Origin of the sequence: Methylobacterium sp. GC_Met_2 (assembly GCF_026540795.1) — a bacterium.
Classification (GTDB): Bacteria; Pseudomonadota; Alphaproteobacteria; order Rhizobiales; family Beijerinckiaceae; genus Methylobacterium.
In genome coordinates, this window is record NZ_JALNUM010000001.1 from 13,945 (window position 1) to 27,921 (window position 13,977).

13 protein-coding genes are annotated in these 13,977 nt (G+C 68.5%); 7 read left to right on the forward strand and 6 right to left on the reverse strand.

From position 1 onward, the window contains the following. The first annotated feature begins 4 nt into the window (after positions 1 to 4). Positions 5 to 1,012 carry an alpha/beta hydrolase gene (locus tag OXS49_RS00070; protein ID WP_267420764.1) on the forward strand — a complete coding sequence of 336 codons (1,008 nt, stop codon included), beginning with the start codon at positions 5 to 7 and terminating at the stop codon, positions 1,010 to 1,012. Between the two features lie 59 nt (positions 1,013 to 1,071). Here the strand turns inward: OXS49_RS00070 and pyk are convergent, their stop codons facing one another. The 3 genes from pyk to OXS49_RS00085 all read right to left on the reverse strand — a co-directional run bounded on the left by pyk (position 1,072) and on the right by OXS49_RS00085 (position 4,486). Beyond that, complete coding sequence (gene pyk / locus OXS49_RS00075) at positions 1,072 to 2,508, reverse strand: pyruvate kinase (protein WP_244003041.1); 1,437 nt, start codon at positions 2,506 to 2,508, stop codon at positions 1,072 to 1,074. Positions 2,509 to 2,616: 108 nt separating this feature from the next. Further along, a complete protein-coding gene (locus OXS49_RS00080) occupies positions 2,617 to 3,039 on the reverse strand; it encodes a DUF1036 domain-containing protein (protein ID WP_244003219.1) in 423 nt (140 codons plus the stop codon). A 127-nt stretch (positions 3,040 to 3,166) separates the two neighbouring features. Then, complete coding sequence (locus OXS49_RS00085; protein ID WP_267420766.1) at positions 3,167 to 4,486, reverse strand: glycerate kinase; 1,320 nt, start codon at positions 4,484 to 4,486, stop codon at positions 3,167 to 3,169. 178 nt (positions 4,487 to 4,664) lie between these two features. Between OXS49_RS00085 and OXS49_RS00090 the strand changes: the two genes are divergently transcribed. The 3 genes from OXS49_RS00090 to OXS49_RS00100 all read left to right on the forward strand — a co-directional run bounded on the left by OXS49_RS00090 (position 4,665) and on the right by OXS49_RS00100 (position 6,176). After that, positions 4,665 to 5,429, forward strand: a complete 765-nt coding sequence (locus OXS49_RS00090; protein WP_267420767.1) for an N-formylglutamate amidohydrolase — start codon at positions 4,665 to 4,667, stop codon at positions 5,427 to 5,429. 56 nt (positions 5,430 to 5,485) lie between these two features. Further along, positions 5,486 to 5,794 carry a DUF1244 domain-containing protein gene (locus tag OXS49_RS00095; protein ID WP_267420912.1) on the forward strand — a complete coding sequence of 103 codons (309 nt, stop codon included), beginning with the start codon at positions 5,486 to 5,488 and terminating at the stop codon, positions 5,792 to 5,794. A 103-nt stretch (positions 5,795 to 5,897) separates the two neighbouring features. Then, positions 5,898 to 6,176 (forward strand): DUF2312 domain-containing protein, encoded by a 279-nt coding sequence (locus OXS49_RS00100; RefSeq protein ID WP_243921361.1) that lies wholly within the window; start codon positions 5,898 to 5,900, stop codon positions 6,174 to 6,176. Positions 6,177 to 6,234: 58 nt separating this feature from the next. On the opposite strand, the gene OXS49_RS00105 is transcribed toward OXS49_RS00100, so the two are convergent. Together OXS49_RS00105 and OXS49_RS00110 are read right to left on the reverse strand one after the other, a co-directional pair. Continuing rightward, positions 6,235 to 8,067 carry a nucleotide pyrophosphatase/phosphodiesterase family protein gene (locus tag OXS49_RS00105; protein WP_267420768.1) on the reverse strand — a complete coding sequence of 611 codons (1,833 nt, stop codon included), beginning with the start codon at positions 8,065 to 8,067 and terminating at the stop codon, positions 6,235 to 6,237. A gap of 351 nt (positions 8,068 to 8,418) precedes the next feature. Beyond that, complete coding sequence (locus tag OXS49_RS00110) at positions 8,419 to 9,456, reverse strand: aspartate-semialdehyde dehydrogenase (RefSeq protein WP_243921087.1); 1,038 nt, start codon at positions 9,454 to 9,456, stop codon at positions 8,419 to 8,421. Between the two features lie 368 nt (positions 9,457 to 9,824). On the opposite strand from OXS49_RS00110, the gene OXS49_RS00115 reads away from it, so the two are divergent. The 3 genes from OXS49_RS00115 to OXS49_RS00125 all read left to right on the forward strand — a co-directional run bounded on the left by OXS49_RS00115 (position 9,825) and on the right by OXS49_RS00125 (position 12,953). Next, a complete protein-coding gene (locus tag OXS49_RS00115; protein WP_267420769.1) occupies positions 9,825 to 10,625 on the forward strand; it encodes a hypothetical protein in 801 nt (266 codons plus the stop codon). Between the two features lie 136 nt (positions 10,626 to 10,761). Beyond that, positions 10,762 to 11,178 (forward strand): hypothetical protein, encoded by a 417-nt coding sequence (locus OXS49_RS00120; RefSeq protein ID WP_244003030.1) that lies wholly within the window; start codon positions 10,762 to 10,764, stop codon positions 11,176 to 11,178. Positions 11,179 to 11,333: 155 nt separating this feature from the next. Then, complete coding sequence (locus OXS49_RS00125) at positions 11,334 to 12,953, forward strand: gamma-glutamyltransferase family protein (protein ID WP_267420770.1); 1,620 nt, start codon at positions 11,334 to 11,336, stop codon at positions 12,951 to 12,953. A 4-nt stretch (positions 12,954 to 12,957) separates the two neighbouring features. Here OXS49_RS00125 and OXS49_RS00130 read toward each other — a convergent pair whose 3' ends face one another. Then, positions 12,958 to 13,920 carry a hypothetical protein gene (locus tag OXS49_RS00130; RefSeq protein ID WP_267420771.1) on the reverse strand — a complete coding sequence of 321 codons (963 nt, stop codon included), beginning with the start codon at positions 13,918 to 13,920 and terminating at the stop codon, positions 12,958 to 12,960. Between the last annotated feature and the right edge of the window lie 57 nt (positions 13,921 to 13,977).

The following is a 13,977-nucleotide window of genomic DNA, read 5'->3' on the forward strand; positions in this document are numbered from 1 at the left end:
GCGGATGCTCGGCCTTCTCGTCACGCTCCTGGCCCTGCCCTTCGCGGTACTGAGCCTAGTCCTCGCGATCGGCGCCCTCGTAAGCTTCGCGATCACGCTGCGGGTGAACGCCACCTATCCGCCAGCCGGCCCCTTTGTCGCGGTGACCGGCGGCCGCCTCGCCACGATTCAGGACGGGCCGGCGGACGGGCCACCGATCGTCCTCCTACATGGCGCCTCGGCCAACGCATCGGACCCGATGGAAGGGATCGGTCGACGCCTCGCCGCCCGGGGGTTCCACGTCATCGCCTTCGACCGACCGGGCTTCGGCTGGAGCGACCGGATCGCGGGCGCCGAGGCCGCTGCGCCCGCCGTGCAGGCGCGCCTGATCGCAGAAGCCCTGGCCAATATGGGTATCGGCCCAGCAATCGTGTTCGGCCATTCCTGGGCCGGGTCGCTGGCTCTCGCGCTCGCCCTGGATCATCGAGAGCGGGTTTCGGCACTCGTGCTGGCGGCGCCCGTTGCGATGCCGATGCCGGACCGGGTCGCCGATCTGCCCTGGTACTGGCGGCTCGTCGTGCAGCCTCCCGTGGCGTGGCTGCTCAGCCGCACGATCGGGCCACCGCTCGCCCAGCAATTCCTGCCGGAGGCGGCACGCCGGGTGTTCACGCCCCAACCGGAAAACCCCGATTACCCGAAAGCCGCCCGCGCCACCCTCGTCCTGCGGCCCGGTACGTTACTCGCGAATGTGCAGGACCTTCTCGGCCTGACGAAGGCGCTAGCGGCTCAGGCCCCAAGTTATGGCGAGATCCGGATCCCGACCTTGGTCATCGCCGGCGAGGCGGATCCGATTGTGCGCAGCGCGGAGCAGGCGGTGCCGCTGGCCCGGACGATCGCGGATGCGCGGCTGGTCCTGCTGCCGGGGATCGGCCACATGCTCCAATACGTGGCGTCAGACCGCGTGACGGAGGAGATCGCCACGCTGTCTGACGAATTGGCCCATGCGGCGACGGCTGCACCCGCCGGACATTGAGGCGCTCTCTTCACGTCGCTCCGATGTCGCTTCCCCCGCGCACCGGGAATCAGGAGCGCTCACGCCTTCTCGGCGTGCTCGCGGGTGATGAAGGTGAGCCGCACGAGATTCGTGGCTCCGGGCGTGCCGAACGGAAGTCCCGCCACCACGATCACCCGATCGCCCACCGCCGCGAACCGCTCGCGCACCGCGAACTTGGCGGCGCGGAACGACATGTCGTCCACGTCGCTGGCGTCCTTGGTGACGATCGGATGGGTGCCCCAGGCGAGCGCGAGGCGGCGCGCAGTCTCGCGCCGGGGCGTCAGGGCGATCACCGTGGCGTTCGGGCGCTCGCGCGACAGGCGCAGGGCGGTCGAGCCGGAACTGGTCCAGGCCATGATGGCGTCGAGGTCGAGGGCGTCGACCATCTGATGCGCGGCCGCCGCGATCGCATCGTTTGCGGTGTGGTCCGGCGTGGCGCTCTGGGCGCGGATGATCGACCAGTAGAGCGCGTCCCGCTCTACCTGCTCGGCAATGCGGCTCATGGTTTCCACCGCGCCGAGCGGATGCGCGCCCGAAGCGCTCTCGGCCGAGAGCATCACGGCATCGGCGCCCTCGTAGACCGCGGTGGCCACATCCGAGACTTCGGCGCGGGTCGGGACCGGCGCCGTGATCATCGATTCCAGCATCTGAGTGGCAACGACGACCGGCTTGCCGAAACGCCGGGCCCCCCGGACGATGCGCTTCTGCACGCCGGGCACCTGCTCCAGCGGCATCTCCACGCCGAGATCGCCGCGGGCGACCATCAACCCGTCAGAGATCTCGATGATCTCGTCCAGCCGGGTCAGCGCCTGCGGCTTCTCGATCTTGGCCATCACCAAAGCGCGGCCGGCACAAACTTTCTTGACCTCCGCCACGTCCTCCGGGCGCTGAACGAAGGACACCGCGATCCAATCGGCACCCGCATTGAGACCCGCGTCGAGATCCGCCCGGTCCTTGTCAGTCATGGCCGGCACCGGGATCACCGTGTGGGGCAACGACACGCCTTTACGGTTGGAGATGCGGCCGCCGACCTCGACCCGGGTCACCGCCCGGTTCTCCGATGTCTCGACCACCGACAGCCGCAGCTTGCCATCGTCGAGCAGGATCGCGTGACCGGGCTCCAAGGCCTGTAGGATCTCCGGATGCGGCAGGTGGCATCGCGCGGAATCGCCGGGCGTCGGGTCGCCGTCGAGCACGAAGCTCGCACCGGCCTCGATCATGACGGCACCGTCCGAGAACGTGCCGAGCCGCAGCTTCGGCCCCTGCAGATCGACGAGAATCCCAATCGGACGCTTGGCCTCGCGCTCGATGATGCGGATCGCCTCGACCTTCTCTGGCAGCTTCTCCCGGGAGAGATGGCTCATGTTAAGGCGAAACACGTCCACACCCGCGCGGAACAGCCGTTCGATCATCTCGGGTGAATCGGAGGCCGGCCCGAGGGTGGCGACGATCTTCGTGCGGCGGGAACGTTTCAAGCGGGATCCTCCGGGCATTTCACCGCGAGCCTTCAGGCGTCGTCGGGTTATTGGGATGGATGCGGGAGCGAAATCCGCAGCGAATCATGCAGCGACAGCGCCGTCGCCCTACGGTTTGGCGGGGGTGTCCGCGCGGTTCGGATCGGTAAGCTGAACAGTCCAGCTTTTCTGCTCGCCGGTATCGACTTCGAAGAAGCCGTTGCGGTCGTAGCCCCTGGCGAGACAATCTTCGAGTCCGCGGATGGTGAACTCCGAATCGCGGGTACACATCAGCGAGCGTCCACTCCACTCGCCGCCGCGCGTGTAGTCCACCGCGAACACATAGTAGAACCGGGCCGCCAGCGCACCCTTCAGCAGGGTCTCGCAGGCCTTCGGTGCGAGGTCCCACCAGCCCTCCGTGACCCAGCCCTGCGGATCGCGGTAGCCCAGCGAGATACCGACCTTGCTGCCGGTCTGGTTGCACAGGCGCAGATCGGCCTTGGCCGGGCCCGCACCGAGGAGCGCGAATCCGAGGACCGTGAGTGCGGGCAGGAGCCGAGACGCCCGGACGCGGACGTTCAAGCCATGCCCGATCGCGCTGCAACCGTCCACGGCTCTAAGCCTTTGACTTGATGCGCACTTCTGCACCGAACCGGCGTCCACGTCGGCGGAGAACGCTCTAGTTGACGAGGATGATGCGGCAATCGTTGACATTGGTACAGGTCGGACCGGGATTCACGAGGTCGCCGAGAGCCGCGAAGAACGCGGTCGAGTCGTTCTGCTCCAGCATCGCGGCCGGGTCGAGGCCGGCGGCGCGGGCGCGATCGAGGGTCGTGGGATCGACGATACCGCCCGCCGGGTCGGTGGCGTGGCCTCGGCCGCCATCGGTGCCATCGGTATCGGCACTGATACCGGAGATGCCCGGCTCGCCTGCCAGGGCGACGGCGAGGGCCATCGCGTATTCCTGGTTCGGACCGCCATTGCCCTCACCCCGGATGGTGACGGTCAGTTCGCCCCCTGAGATCAACGCGACCCGCTGGCCGGCCGCCTTGTAGCGTTTGGCTGTGACCGCATGCTCGGCGGCGACTTCGCGGGCTTCACCCTCCAGATCGGCGCCCAGTATCACGGGCTCGTAGCCGGCCGCCCGGGCCGCCTCGGCCGCTGCGTTCAGGGCATCGATCGGGCGGGCTATGATGCGGTATTCCGCCCGGGCGAAAGCCGGATCGCCCGCCTTCGGCGTCTCGTTGTTCGGGTCGTTGAGCAGGCGCGTCGCCTCTTCCGGCAGCGGGATGTGGCGACGTTCGCAGATGGCGCGGGCGTCGGCCAGGGTGGACGGGTCCGGCACAGTCGGTCCGGACGCGATCACAGCCGGATCGTCGAACGGCACATCCGAGATCGCCAGCGTCAGGATCCGCCGTGCGTTGCGGGCCGCGAGCGCGAGGCGCCCACCCTTGATCCGGGAGATGTGCTTGCGCACCGTATTGATCTCGCCGATGGGCGCGCCGGAGCGCAGCATCGCGCGGGTGATCGCCTGTTTTTCGATCAGGGTCAGGTCACCGGCCGGGGCGATCCAGTTGGCCGAGCCGCCACCGGAGAGCAGCACCAGAACCTCGTCGTCCGGCCCGGCCTCCGTGGCGAGCCGCAGGGCCTCCTTGGTCGCCGCGATGCCGGCCTCATCGGGGACGGGGTGACCCGCCTCGACCATATGGATCCCGGGCGCGTCCTGTCCGTAGCCATGGCGCGCCACCGCGAGCCCTATGATCCGGTCGTCGCCGAGTCCGTGCTTCTGCCGGTAGAAGCGGCTCGCCACGGCGCTCATGCTGCCTGCGGCCTTGCCGGCGGCCAGGATGATCAGCCGGCCCGGGCTCGGCTCGGGCAGGTGCGGCGGCAGGGCGAGATCGGGATGGGCGGCCCGGATTGCCGCCGTGAGGAGGCTGTCGAGGAGCGCGCGCTGCGCCTGAATGGCGGGATCGGCGGCGGGCGGGACGGTCTCGGTCATGGCGTCGGACGGGCTCCTCTCTCGACCCGATCGCACGATCCCCACCCGTTTCTTGCCGGGGCGGCGGGCCCGTTTCTTGCCGTGAGCGCACGATCCTTGATAGGTGATCTGCCCGAGCCTTCGCGCCACGGCAAGCGCCTTCGGCGCCCCCGCACAGATTGGAAGACCTCGGAGCCCCGTGACCCGTCCGGAGAATGAAGCCGCCGCCCAGGTGCCGCATCCCTGCGAGATCATACCGGGCGATCCCGCCTGCGGCCTCGTCATCGTTTGCGATCATGCCTCGAATTTCGTCCCACCGGACATCGAGCTCGGCCTGCCGCCCTCCGAATTCGCCCGGCATATCGCCTATGACATCGGTGCCGCGGCGGTGACCCGGAGCCTGGCGGCGCAACTCGGCGCGCCGGCGATCCTGACGAATTTTTCGCGGCTGATCATCGATCCGAACCGCGGCCGGGCCGACCCGACGCTGGTGATGCGCCTCTCCGACGGCGCGGTGGTTCCCGGCAATGCTCGGATCGACGCAGCCGGCAAGCTGGCCCGGATCGCCCGGTTCTACGCGCCGTTCGACGAAGCCATCGACGCCGCGATCAGCGCCGCCGAAACAGCGGGGCGGCCGGCTAAGATCCTGACCATGCACAGTTTTACGCCCTACTGGCGCGGCATCCCGAGGCCCTGGCAGGTCGGCATCCTGTACGATCACGACGCGCGCTTCGCCCGCCCGCTGATCGACGCGCTGGCAGCCGATCCGGCCGGGCTGACGGTCGGCGACAACCAGCCCTACGGCGGGGGCCTGCCGGGCGACACGATCGACCGCCACGCCACGGCGCGCGGGCTTCCGAACGCCCTGGTGGAGATCCGTCAGGATCTGATCACCGACGAGGCCGGTCAGGCGGAATGGGCCGCGCGCTTCGCCCGCATCCTGCGTCCGCTGATGGCGGCTTGATCCCGGCGCTTCCGATTCCGAAATTCGAGTTCGTACGCGAAGAAGGCACGCGATTGATGAATGATCTCGAAGCACGCACGCAAATCGAACTCGAAGCAGCGGTGTTTCGCCGGCTGGTGGCGCATCTGCGGACGCGCACGCACGTGCAGAACATCGATTTGATGAATCTGGCGGGCTTCTGCCGGAACTGCCTGTCCAACTGGTTGAAGGACGCCGCCGACGAGACGGGCGTGGCGCTCACCAAGGACGCAAGTCGGGAGGCGGTCTACGGCATGCCGTATGAGGAATGGAAGGCGAAGCATCAAACCGAGGCCAGCGCCTCGCAGCAGGCGGGCTTCGCGGCGAATCAGGCGAAGGGGCATTGAGCAGCCGCGAATCGGTTCAGCTTCCGGTAAGTTCGCCCCATTAACCACGGGTCAGGGCGCAACTGCGCCGTGTAGTCCGGAGAGCCCCATGAACGCCCATTCGATGCCCAGCGCCGCGCAGCGGCCCGGCGGCGACGTCTCGTCGGCCGAAGGTGTGGCCGCCGACGAGCTGAAGCAGTTCATCGAGCGGCTCGAACGGCTGGAGGAGGAGAAGGCCGGCATCATGGGCGACATCAAGGAGGTGTTCGCCGAGCTGAAGGGCCGGGGTTTCGACTCCAAGGCGGTCCGCACCATCCTGCGGATCCGCAAGCAGGATCACAGCGAGCGCCAGGAGCAGGAAGCCATTCTGGAGCTCTACATGCAGGCGCTCGGCATGGCGTAGGCCGCCGACACCGCGCCGGATCTTGGATCCGGCACGGCAACGGGCGTCGCCGGAATCGTCAATGGGCTTCGGCTGACCCCGGATGGCCTTCGTCGATCAGACCCAGCGTCCGCCCCGGATACCCGGCAGCGTCGAAATAGCGGGTCTGTCCGACCGTCTGATAGCGCAGGATCGTGGTGAGGCCGGTCGTGTCCGGCTCCGAGCGCAGGACATGCGTCTCGGCGTTCGACGTGGCACCGTTCGCCAACGCCTCCGTGAGCACCCGCCCGACCAGCGTGCCCTTGTCGAGGATCCTCAGATCGAGGATCGAGGCGATGGTCTTGCCGAGATCGGCATTGCTCGCCGGGACCGGGCTTTCGAGGCCGGCGCGGAAGCTCGGGCCGGCCGCGCCCATCACGTTGCGCGTATCGGCCCGCGAGAAGCTCCCGTGCATGCCCTGGCCCTGCTGCAGCCCGGTATCGGAGACTTCGACACCACAGGTGGTCGGATCGGCGCAGCCGGTGGAGAAGCTCCGGAAGTTGACCACGATGGCCGGCATCGGCGTCAGGGCCGAGCCGTCCAGCGCGATCGCCGAAAGGGGCAGCGTGCCCGGGATCGGGCCCAGGGCGGCGCTGACGAACAGGCCGCTGACGTAGTCCTGCCGGGACAGGGCTTCGACGACCCGCTGGGCCAGGGCATGGTCGCCGTTCGGAATGTAGACAAGGTCCGAGCCGCCATTGGCCGCCACGACCACGTCGGGCCTGGCCGGATCCGTGCCGATCAGGCCGTTCGCGCGGCTTGGGTAGTTCCCGGCACCGAGCTTGGCGCCCTTGGCGTCCGGATCGAACAGACCGAGGTCGAGCGCGTGCGCGATGTCGATGGCGACAAAGCCCGGCGGCAGCTGACGGCTCGGGACGCCCTTGTAGCTCTGGCTCGCGGAAAAACTCGTCGCGCTCTCCTTGGAGATGGTCGAGAAGCCGTGGTCCGAGGTTAGGATCACGTCGGTCGACTCCGCGAGGCCCTGGTCCTTCAATGCGGCCAGCAGCGTGGCGAGGTTGGTGTCGGCGTTGCGGATGGCGGCGAGGCTGGTCGGTCCGTTGATGCCTGGGACCAGCCGGCCGAGACTGTCGCCTTGGTTGTGCTGGGTCCCGTCCGGATCGCGTGACCAGAACACCAGCACGAACGGCGTCTTGCGCGTCTTGAACAGCGGCAGCACCGCCTTGGCGGCAACCTCGGCGAAATAGGCCTGCTGATCGACGTTGGCGGCGAGCGTCCCCGGCGCGTCGGCATTGCCGGCCGCACCGTTGGCGCCGCGGTTCGGCGCCTGGACCGGCAGGCCGGCGGTGCCGAGGCGGGCCTTGAGCTCCTCGCTCAGCGGGATCCCGGCCGGGCGGCCGGTGCTGTCGTCGATCAGGATCGTCTCCTGGCCGGATCGGGCCGTGTGATCGAAAACCAGGGACGGCCCGAGCTTGCCGATGCTGGCGGTCGACAGACCCTTGGCGTGCGCCGCCCGCAGGATCGTCTCCTCGTTCAGGTAATTGCCGGCGAAATGCTCATCGACATCGCCGAGCACCGGGTCGCTTTCCAGGAACGGCGTGAGGCTCTCGCCCGCCCCCGGCACCGGGAAGGCGGTGTAGATCGTGTTCCCGTACTGGCCGGTATCGCCGAGCATGTGCCCGGTCGCCATCGCGGTGGCATTCGGCATCGTGAAGGTCGGGAACAGGGAGTGGGTGTTGGTGAAGCGTACGCCGGCCTTCATCAGCCGGTCCATGGTCGGGGCATTGGCGGCGGTGACCATGCCGTAGCGCAGGCCGTCAGCGACGAAGAGCACGACGTTGCGGGGCTCGGCCTGTGCGTTTGACGCAGCCAGGAGCCCCAATCCGATCAGGCAGGAAGTGAGTGCGCGCTGCACGACGAATCTCCGATGGTTCCGCCGAGGGGCGTGATCGGAGGCTGTGACAGGCGCGTGACAGGGTGGCTTGGGGGCGAGCGGGTTCGCAGATCGTCCGCTGCGCCGACGATCGCGGTTGAGCCCCTTACCCCGCTTGCCGGGAGAGGGCTTCGGCGACCCTGTCGTCGCCGAAGCGAGGCGGCAGGCGAGGGTGAGGAGGTGATTCAGGACGAGACTTTTCCGGAGCCGCCCCCTCACCTTCGCTCCGGCTTCGCCTGCGCTTCCCGCGGGGACCGCGAGGTCCGTGCGGGCCCCTCCCCGCAAGCGGGGAGAGGGGTGGCGTCGAGCTTCTCTTTGGAAAAACGAGCCGCTTCAGGCGGCGCGCTTGGACCGGTTGAGCAGCTTCCGGTTGACCAGCACCTCGGCGATCTGCACCGCGTTGAGCGCTGCGCCCTTGCGCAGGTTGTCCGAGACGCACCAGAAGTTCAGACCGTTCTCGATCGTCGCGTCCTCGCGGATGCGCGAGACGTAGGTCGCGTCCTCGCCGGCCGCCTCGTGGGGGGTCATGTAGCCGCCGTTCTCGCGCTTATCGATCACCAGCACGCCGGGGGCGGCGCGCAGGATCTCGGTGGCCTTCTCGGGCGAGAGCGGACGCTCGAACTCGACGTTCACAGCCTCGGCGTGGCCGATGAAGACCGGGACGCGGACGGCAGTGGCCGTCAGCTTGATCTTCGGGTCGAGCATCTTCTTGGTCTCGGCGACCATCTTCCACTCTTCCTTCGTGTAGCCATCCTCCATGAACACATCGATGTGGGGGATGACGTTGAAGGCGATGCGCTTGGTGAACTTGCCACCCTCCTTGATCTCGCCCGCGGTGAACACCGCGCGGGTCTGATTGAACAGCTCGTCCATCGCCTCCTTGCCGGCACCGGAGACCGACTGGTAGGTCGAGACCACGACGCGCTTGATCGTGGCCGCCTCGTGGAGCGGCTTCAAGGCGACGACCAGCTGCGCAGTCGAGCAGTTCGGGTTGGCGATGATGTTGCGCTTGGTAAAGCCCACCACCGCGTCGGCGTTCACCTCGGGCACGATCAACGGCACGTCGGCGTCGTAGCGGAACGCCGAGGAGTTATCGATCACGACGCAGCCCTGCTGGCCGATCCGCGGCGACCACTCCTTCGACGTCTCGCCGCCGGCCGACATCAGGCAGATGTCCGTGTCGGAGAAGTCGTAGGAATCGAGTGTTTTGACCTTAAGCGTCTTGTCGCCGAAGGAGACCTCCTGGCCTTGGCTGCGGCGCGAGGCCAGCGCCACGACCTCGTCGGCGGGGAAAGCCCGCTCGGCCAGGATATCGAGGATTTCGCGGCCCACGTTGCCCGTGGCGCCGACGACGGCGACCTTGTAACCCATCTCTCGTCTCCGCGCGGAAAACCCCGACCGATCCGGGTGCCACGCTCAAGCCAGACACATCGGCCGAAGGATCGTTCCGGCCGGACAGCGCCCGCCGAACGGACGCGGCCGCGGATCGCATCCTCGACGGGGGTGGGATCGACGGCCTGCCCGAGCAAGGCGCGCCCGGAACAGCGCTGTCAAGGCCGGGCCCGATGCAGCGATCGATTCACCCTGACGCGGGGAAACCGGTGACGATCGTGGGATCGCCAGGGGAATTCAATCCTTTGCCCTGACGATCAAGGACGGAACACGCGGTTCTCTGTTCGCAGGGTGTCATTGTGGCTGGATCGGGGGAGGCACTGGACGGGCGCGCGCCCGCCGGTCTGATGTCGGGTCTCACGGGTTGGGTGACGCTGTCGCGGGGCGCCCTTGGCTGGCGTCTGGTGCTGGCCTCGGCCGTGATCGCCCTGCTGTGCGTCGCCGCATGGCGTCCGGGTCGCGGATCGGGTTCGCCCGGGGGCGCACCTGCTGTGGCGATCGAAGCCAAAATCGGGTTCAAGCCCAGGATGCCGGCCGCGCCGGCAGCGCCGCCGATTCCCGTCGCCCTGTTCGATCTTGCGCAGCCCGGGATCGATCCGGTGCACGTCACCGCCGGGATCGAACCGCGCACGGGTTTGCGCGAGGATGTGCTGAGCCGTGGGGATGTGGCTGCCGTCGAGGCCCCGGCGCTGCGGCTGACGCTCACGCGCGGCATGAATGCCGGCGCCGCCCCGACCCTGTTCATCCTGATGGCCCGACGCGCCGCATCCGGCCCGTCCCTCGACCGGCCGGCGCTCGCGGTGGTCCGGACCGGATCACGCGGCCGGATCCAGACCAAGTTCGGTGCGGTCGATACACTGGAGGTCACGTTCGCCAATCCTGCGCCGCGGGCCTGCCTGGGATTCGTCACCCTGGAGGCCGGGTTCCGGCTCGACGGCTGGTCCTGTGCACCGCTGGGGCAGCCGCCCGAGGCTCAGGCGTTGGCCTGTACGATCGATGCGCTGAGCTTCGTCGACCTCGCCGATCCCGAGACGACGGCCGCCTTCTCGGCGACAGCGCCCGCGTCCCGATCCTGCCCCGTGACGAAGGTTGCGGAGGTCTCCGTTCCGATCACACCGACCGGGAAACGGGCGCGCAACAAAAAATAAGGCCTCAATGTGGCAAATCGCACAAGCTCAGCCATAAAGGTGGAACAACAGCTTCGCCCAAGCGTCTTATCGTGAAAGGCGTCGAACTGTTAAGCTTCGGTCGCCATACTGGTGGCACTCACACGCAAGGTTAGCCATGCGCTCGCTCAGGATCGCACTTCTCGGCGTCATCGCCGCTGCCGGCTTTGGCGCCTCTGCGCCGGCTCAAGCGCAGGACGGCTTCGTCCCCGGCCCGATCTATCGCGTCAGCCGTCCCCTTCCGATCCGGGTTCGCCCGCGCAGCTGGCTCGATGCCGGCAACGTGCCGCTGACCTCGAACGTTCCGGGCGCCGGCGGTTCGCGCAACCCGGCCCTGAACCCCTACCTGATCGCGGCGTCGAACCAGCTGACCCCGCCCTACGGCCCGACCGATCGCTTCGGCCGCGGGATCCTGCCGGATCCGATCACCAACGGGCCGTTCATCGGCGCCCGCTCGTCGGCCATCCGCAACGTCGACCTGTCCTTCGTCGACCGGCTGGACCCGACCTCGCCGCTCTACGGCCGCCCGTACTAAGGCGACCCGTCGCAACATCACGTTCTTTCAAGCGCGGGCCTTCGGGTCCGCGCTTTTCGTTTGCCAACTCGCGGCTTCGGGCCTTCACCGATACCGGTAATCCTGTATGCCAAGCGGTGCAGAAGCCGACAGGTTGCCGAGGCGGGATCCGAGCCATGAAGCCGTTCGATTGGGCGACCGGGTATCCGTCGCTGCGCATGCCGATGTTCGGGCGCAATTGCGTGGCGACCTCGCACGCCCTGGCCGCACAGGCCGGGATCCAGATGCTCCAGGCGGGCGGCAACGCCGTGGACGCCGCCATCGCGACGGCCGCCGCCAAAACCCTGACCGAGCCGTGCAGCAACGGACTGGGTTCGGACGCCTTCTGCATCCTGTGGGACGGGAAGCAGCTGCACGGCCTCAACGCCTCAGGCGGGGCACCGGCGGCCTGGACCCGGGACTACTTCCTGAACAAGTACGGACCGGCCGAGCGGCCGCCGATGCGCGGATGGGATTCGGTCACCGTTCCGGGCGCGGTCGCCGCCTGGGTCGCGCTGAGCGAGCGCTTCGGCCGCCTCCCCTTCGCCGACCTGATGCAGCCGGCGATCCGCATCGCCGAGCGCGGCTACCTCGCCCCCGTCGTCGTGCAGCAGAAATGGGCAGCCGCAGCCCGGATCGAGGCGATCACCCGTCAGCCGGGGTTCTCGGATTTCTTCCTGCCGAAGGGTCGGGCACCGGAGGTCGGCGAGCTGGTGACCTTCCCCGGCGCCGAGAAGACCCTGCGGCTGATCGGCGAGACCAAGGGTGAGGCCTTCTACCGGGGCGAGATCGCCGCGGCGATCGCCGCACATGCGCAGGCCAACGGCGGCGCCATGACGGCCGCCGACCTCGCCGCCTACAAACCCGAATGGGTCACGCCGACGGCGCAAGGCTATCGCGGCTCCACGCTCCACGAGATCCCGCCGAACGGCCAGGGCATCGCGGCGCAGATCGCCCTCGGCATCCTGGAGCATTTCGACCTCGCGGGCCTGCCCGTCGACGGGCCCGAGGCGCAGCACCTCCAGATCGAGGCGATGAAGCTCGCCTTCAGCGACACCTACCGGTACGTCGCCGATCCGCGCGGGATGGAGCTGACGTCCGAGGCGATGCTCGATCCCGCCTATCTGGCGAGCCGCGCCAAGCTGATCGACCTCGGCCGCGCCCAGGTGTTCGGCCCCGGCAAGCCGCCCGCCGGTGGCACGATCTACCTCACCGCGGCCGACGAATCCGGCATGATGGTGAGCTTCATCCAGTCGAACTTCATGGGCTTCGGCTCCGGCGTGGTGGTGCCCGGCTGGGGCATCTCGTTGCAGAATCGCGGCTACGGCTTCGTGCTCGATCCGGACAGCCCCAACGTCGTGGCGCCGGGCAAGCGGCCGTTCCACACCATCATCCCGGGCTTCCTCACGCGGGACGGGGCGCCGGTGATGAGCTTCGGCGTAATGGGCGGCAACATGCAGCCGCAGGGCCATGTCCAGACCCTGGTGCGGATGCTCGACCACGGCCAGAATCCGCAGGCCGCCTGCGACGCGCCGCGCTGGCGCGTGAGCGAGGGCCTCGACATCAACGTCGAATCCGCGATGCCATCCGCGACCGTCGACCGGCTGAAGGCGCTGGGCCACCGGATCGAGGTGATCGAGGACAGCTACCAGGATTTCGGCGCCGGCCAGTTCATCTGGCGGATGGGCGATCCGGCGACCGAGGGCTACGTGGCGGCGAGCGATCCGCGCCGCGACGGGCAGGCGGCGGTGTGGTGAGGGTCTACTTCAGCTGCACGCTGTCGACCAGCTCGCGGAACTTCGCCAGCACCCCGGTCCGCTGGTCCTCGCGGACCACGCCCAGCGCGCGCAGATAGCCATCCGGGTTGAAGCGGATCGTCTGCGAGACCACCACCGGTAGGTTGGTGGGCTGGTCGACCGCGCGGGCCACGATCTCGTGCCAGTCGACGCCGTTCGACCGGTAGCTCTGCGCCCGCTCGATCACGAAATCCTTGAGCGTCTGGTTGGACGCCAGGGCGGCGCGGGCGAAGCCGTCGCGCTGCTCGGCGGTCGGCGGCTGCTGCACCGCCTGAGCCAGGACCAGGATCGGCTGCGCCAGATTCTGCATCTGGTCCTTGGGGCCCAGGGTCAGCAGGACCGAATTTCCGGCCAGCACCCGGACGGGGCGGAAGCCCGCCATATCGCCGATCCGGAACGGCAGCGCGTCCACCTGCTCGGTCAGCGTAAGCGCGGGGCGCAGGGAGACCCCGGTCACCATCCGGCGCATGGTCTCCTCGGTCTCGGCATCGGGCAGCGCCTGGGCGATGACGAGGCCGGTCACGCCGGGGGCGCCGATCACGAGGATCCACTTCCGGATCGGCGGCGCGGAGGCGTTCGGATCCGCGGGCTGCTCGCCGGTGTAGAGCATGCCCTCGTTGTCGCCGATCTTGATCTCCTCGCGCTTCTCGACCGCGAAGCCTTGGCTCAGGAGGTTCGCGTCGGTGAAGCCGCTGACCATCTCGGCGAAGGCGTTCGGCGGCAGTTCGACCACCGATACGGTGGCGCCGCCCTCCTTGCGCTCGAAGCCCGTGAAGCGGCGCGACAGCGACATGTCGGCGGGCGGCTCGAAGCCAAAGCGGGAGCCCGGCGGGAAGACCGGCTCCCCGGCCCAGGCCGCGGTGCCGAAAATCAGATTCCCGAGGACGAGGGTCCACCCGAGACGCAACGACAGGTTCCGCACCAGCATCAGCCTTCGTGTCACCAGGGCGGCCGATCGGGCTGCGCCTCCCGCGATGCGTCGGAC

Excerpts from the sequence above, each read along its gene's own strand:
- OXS49_RS00085 (WP_267420766.1), bottom strand. The coding sequence starts at position 4,486 with ATGACCGAGACCGTCCCGCCCGCCGCCGATCCCGCCATTCAGGCGCAG.
- OXS49_RS00120 (WP_244003030.1), top strand. The coding sequence starts at position 10,762 with ATGCGCTCGCTCAGGATCGCACTTCTCGGCGTCATCGCCGCTGCCGGC.
- OXS49_RS00100 (WP_243921361.1), top strand. The coding sequence starts at position 5,898 with ATGCCCAGCGCCGCGCAGCGGCCCGGCGGCGACGTCTCGTCGGCCGAA.
- OXS49_RS00115 (WP_267420769.1), top strand. The coding sequence starts at position 9,825 with ATGTCGGGTCTCACGGGTTGGGTGACGCTGTCGCGGGGCGCCCTTGGC.
- OXS49_RS00070 (WP_267420764.1), top strand. The coding sequence starts at position 5 with ATGCTCGGCCTTCTCGTCACGCTCCTGGCCCTGCCCTTCGCGGTACTG.
- OXS49_RS00110 (WP_243921087.1), bottom strand. The coding sequence starts at position 9,456 with ATGGGTTACAAGGTCGCCGTCGTCGGCGCCACGGGCAACGTGGGCCGC.
- OXS49_RS00095 (WP_267420912.1), top strand. The coding sequence starts at position 5,486 with ATGAATGATCTCGAAGCACGCACGCAAATCGAACTCGAAGCAGCGGTG.
- OXS49_RS00130 (WP_267420771.1), bottom strand. The coding sequence starts at position 13,920 with ATGCTGGTGCGGAACCTGTCGTTGCGTCTCGGGTGGACCCTCGTCCTC.
- OXS49_RS00125 (WP_267420770.1), top strand. The coding sequence starts at position 11,334 with ATGAAGCCGTTCGATTGGGCGACCGGGTATCCGTCGCTGCGCATGCCG.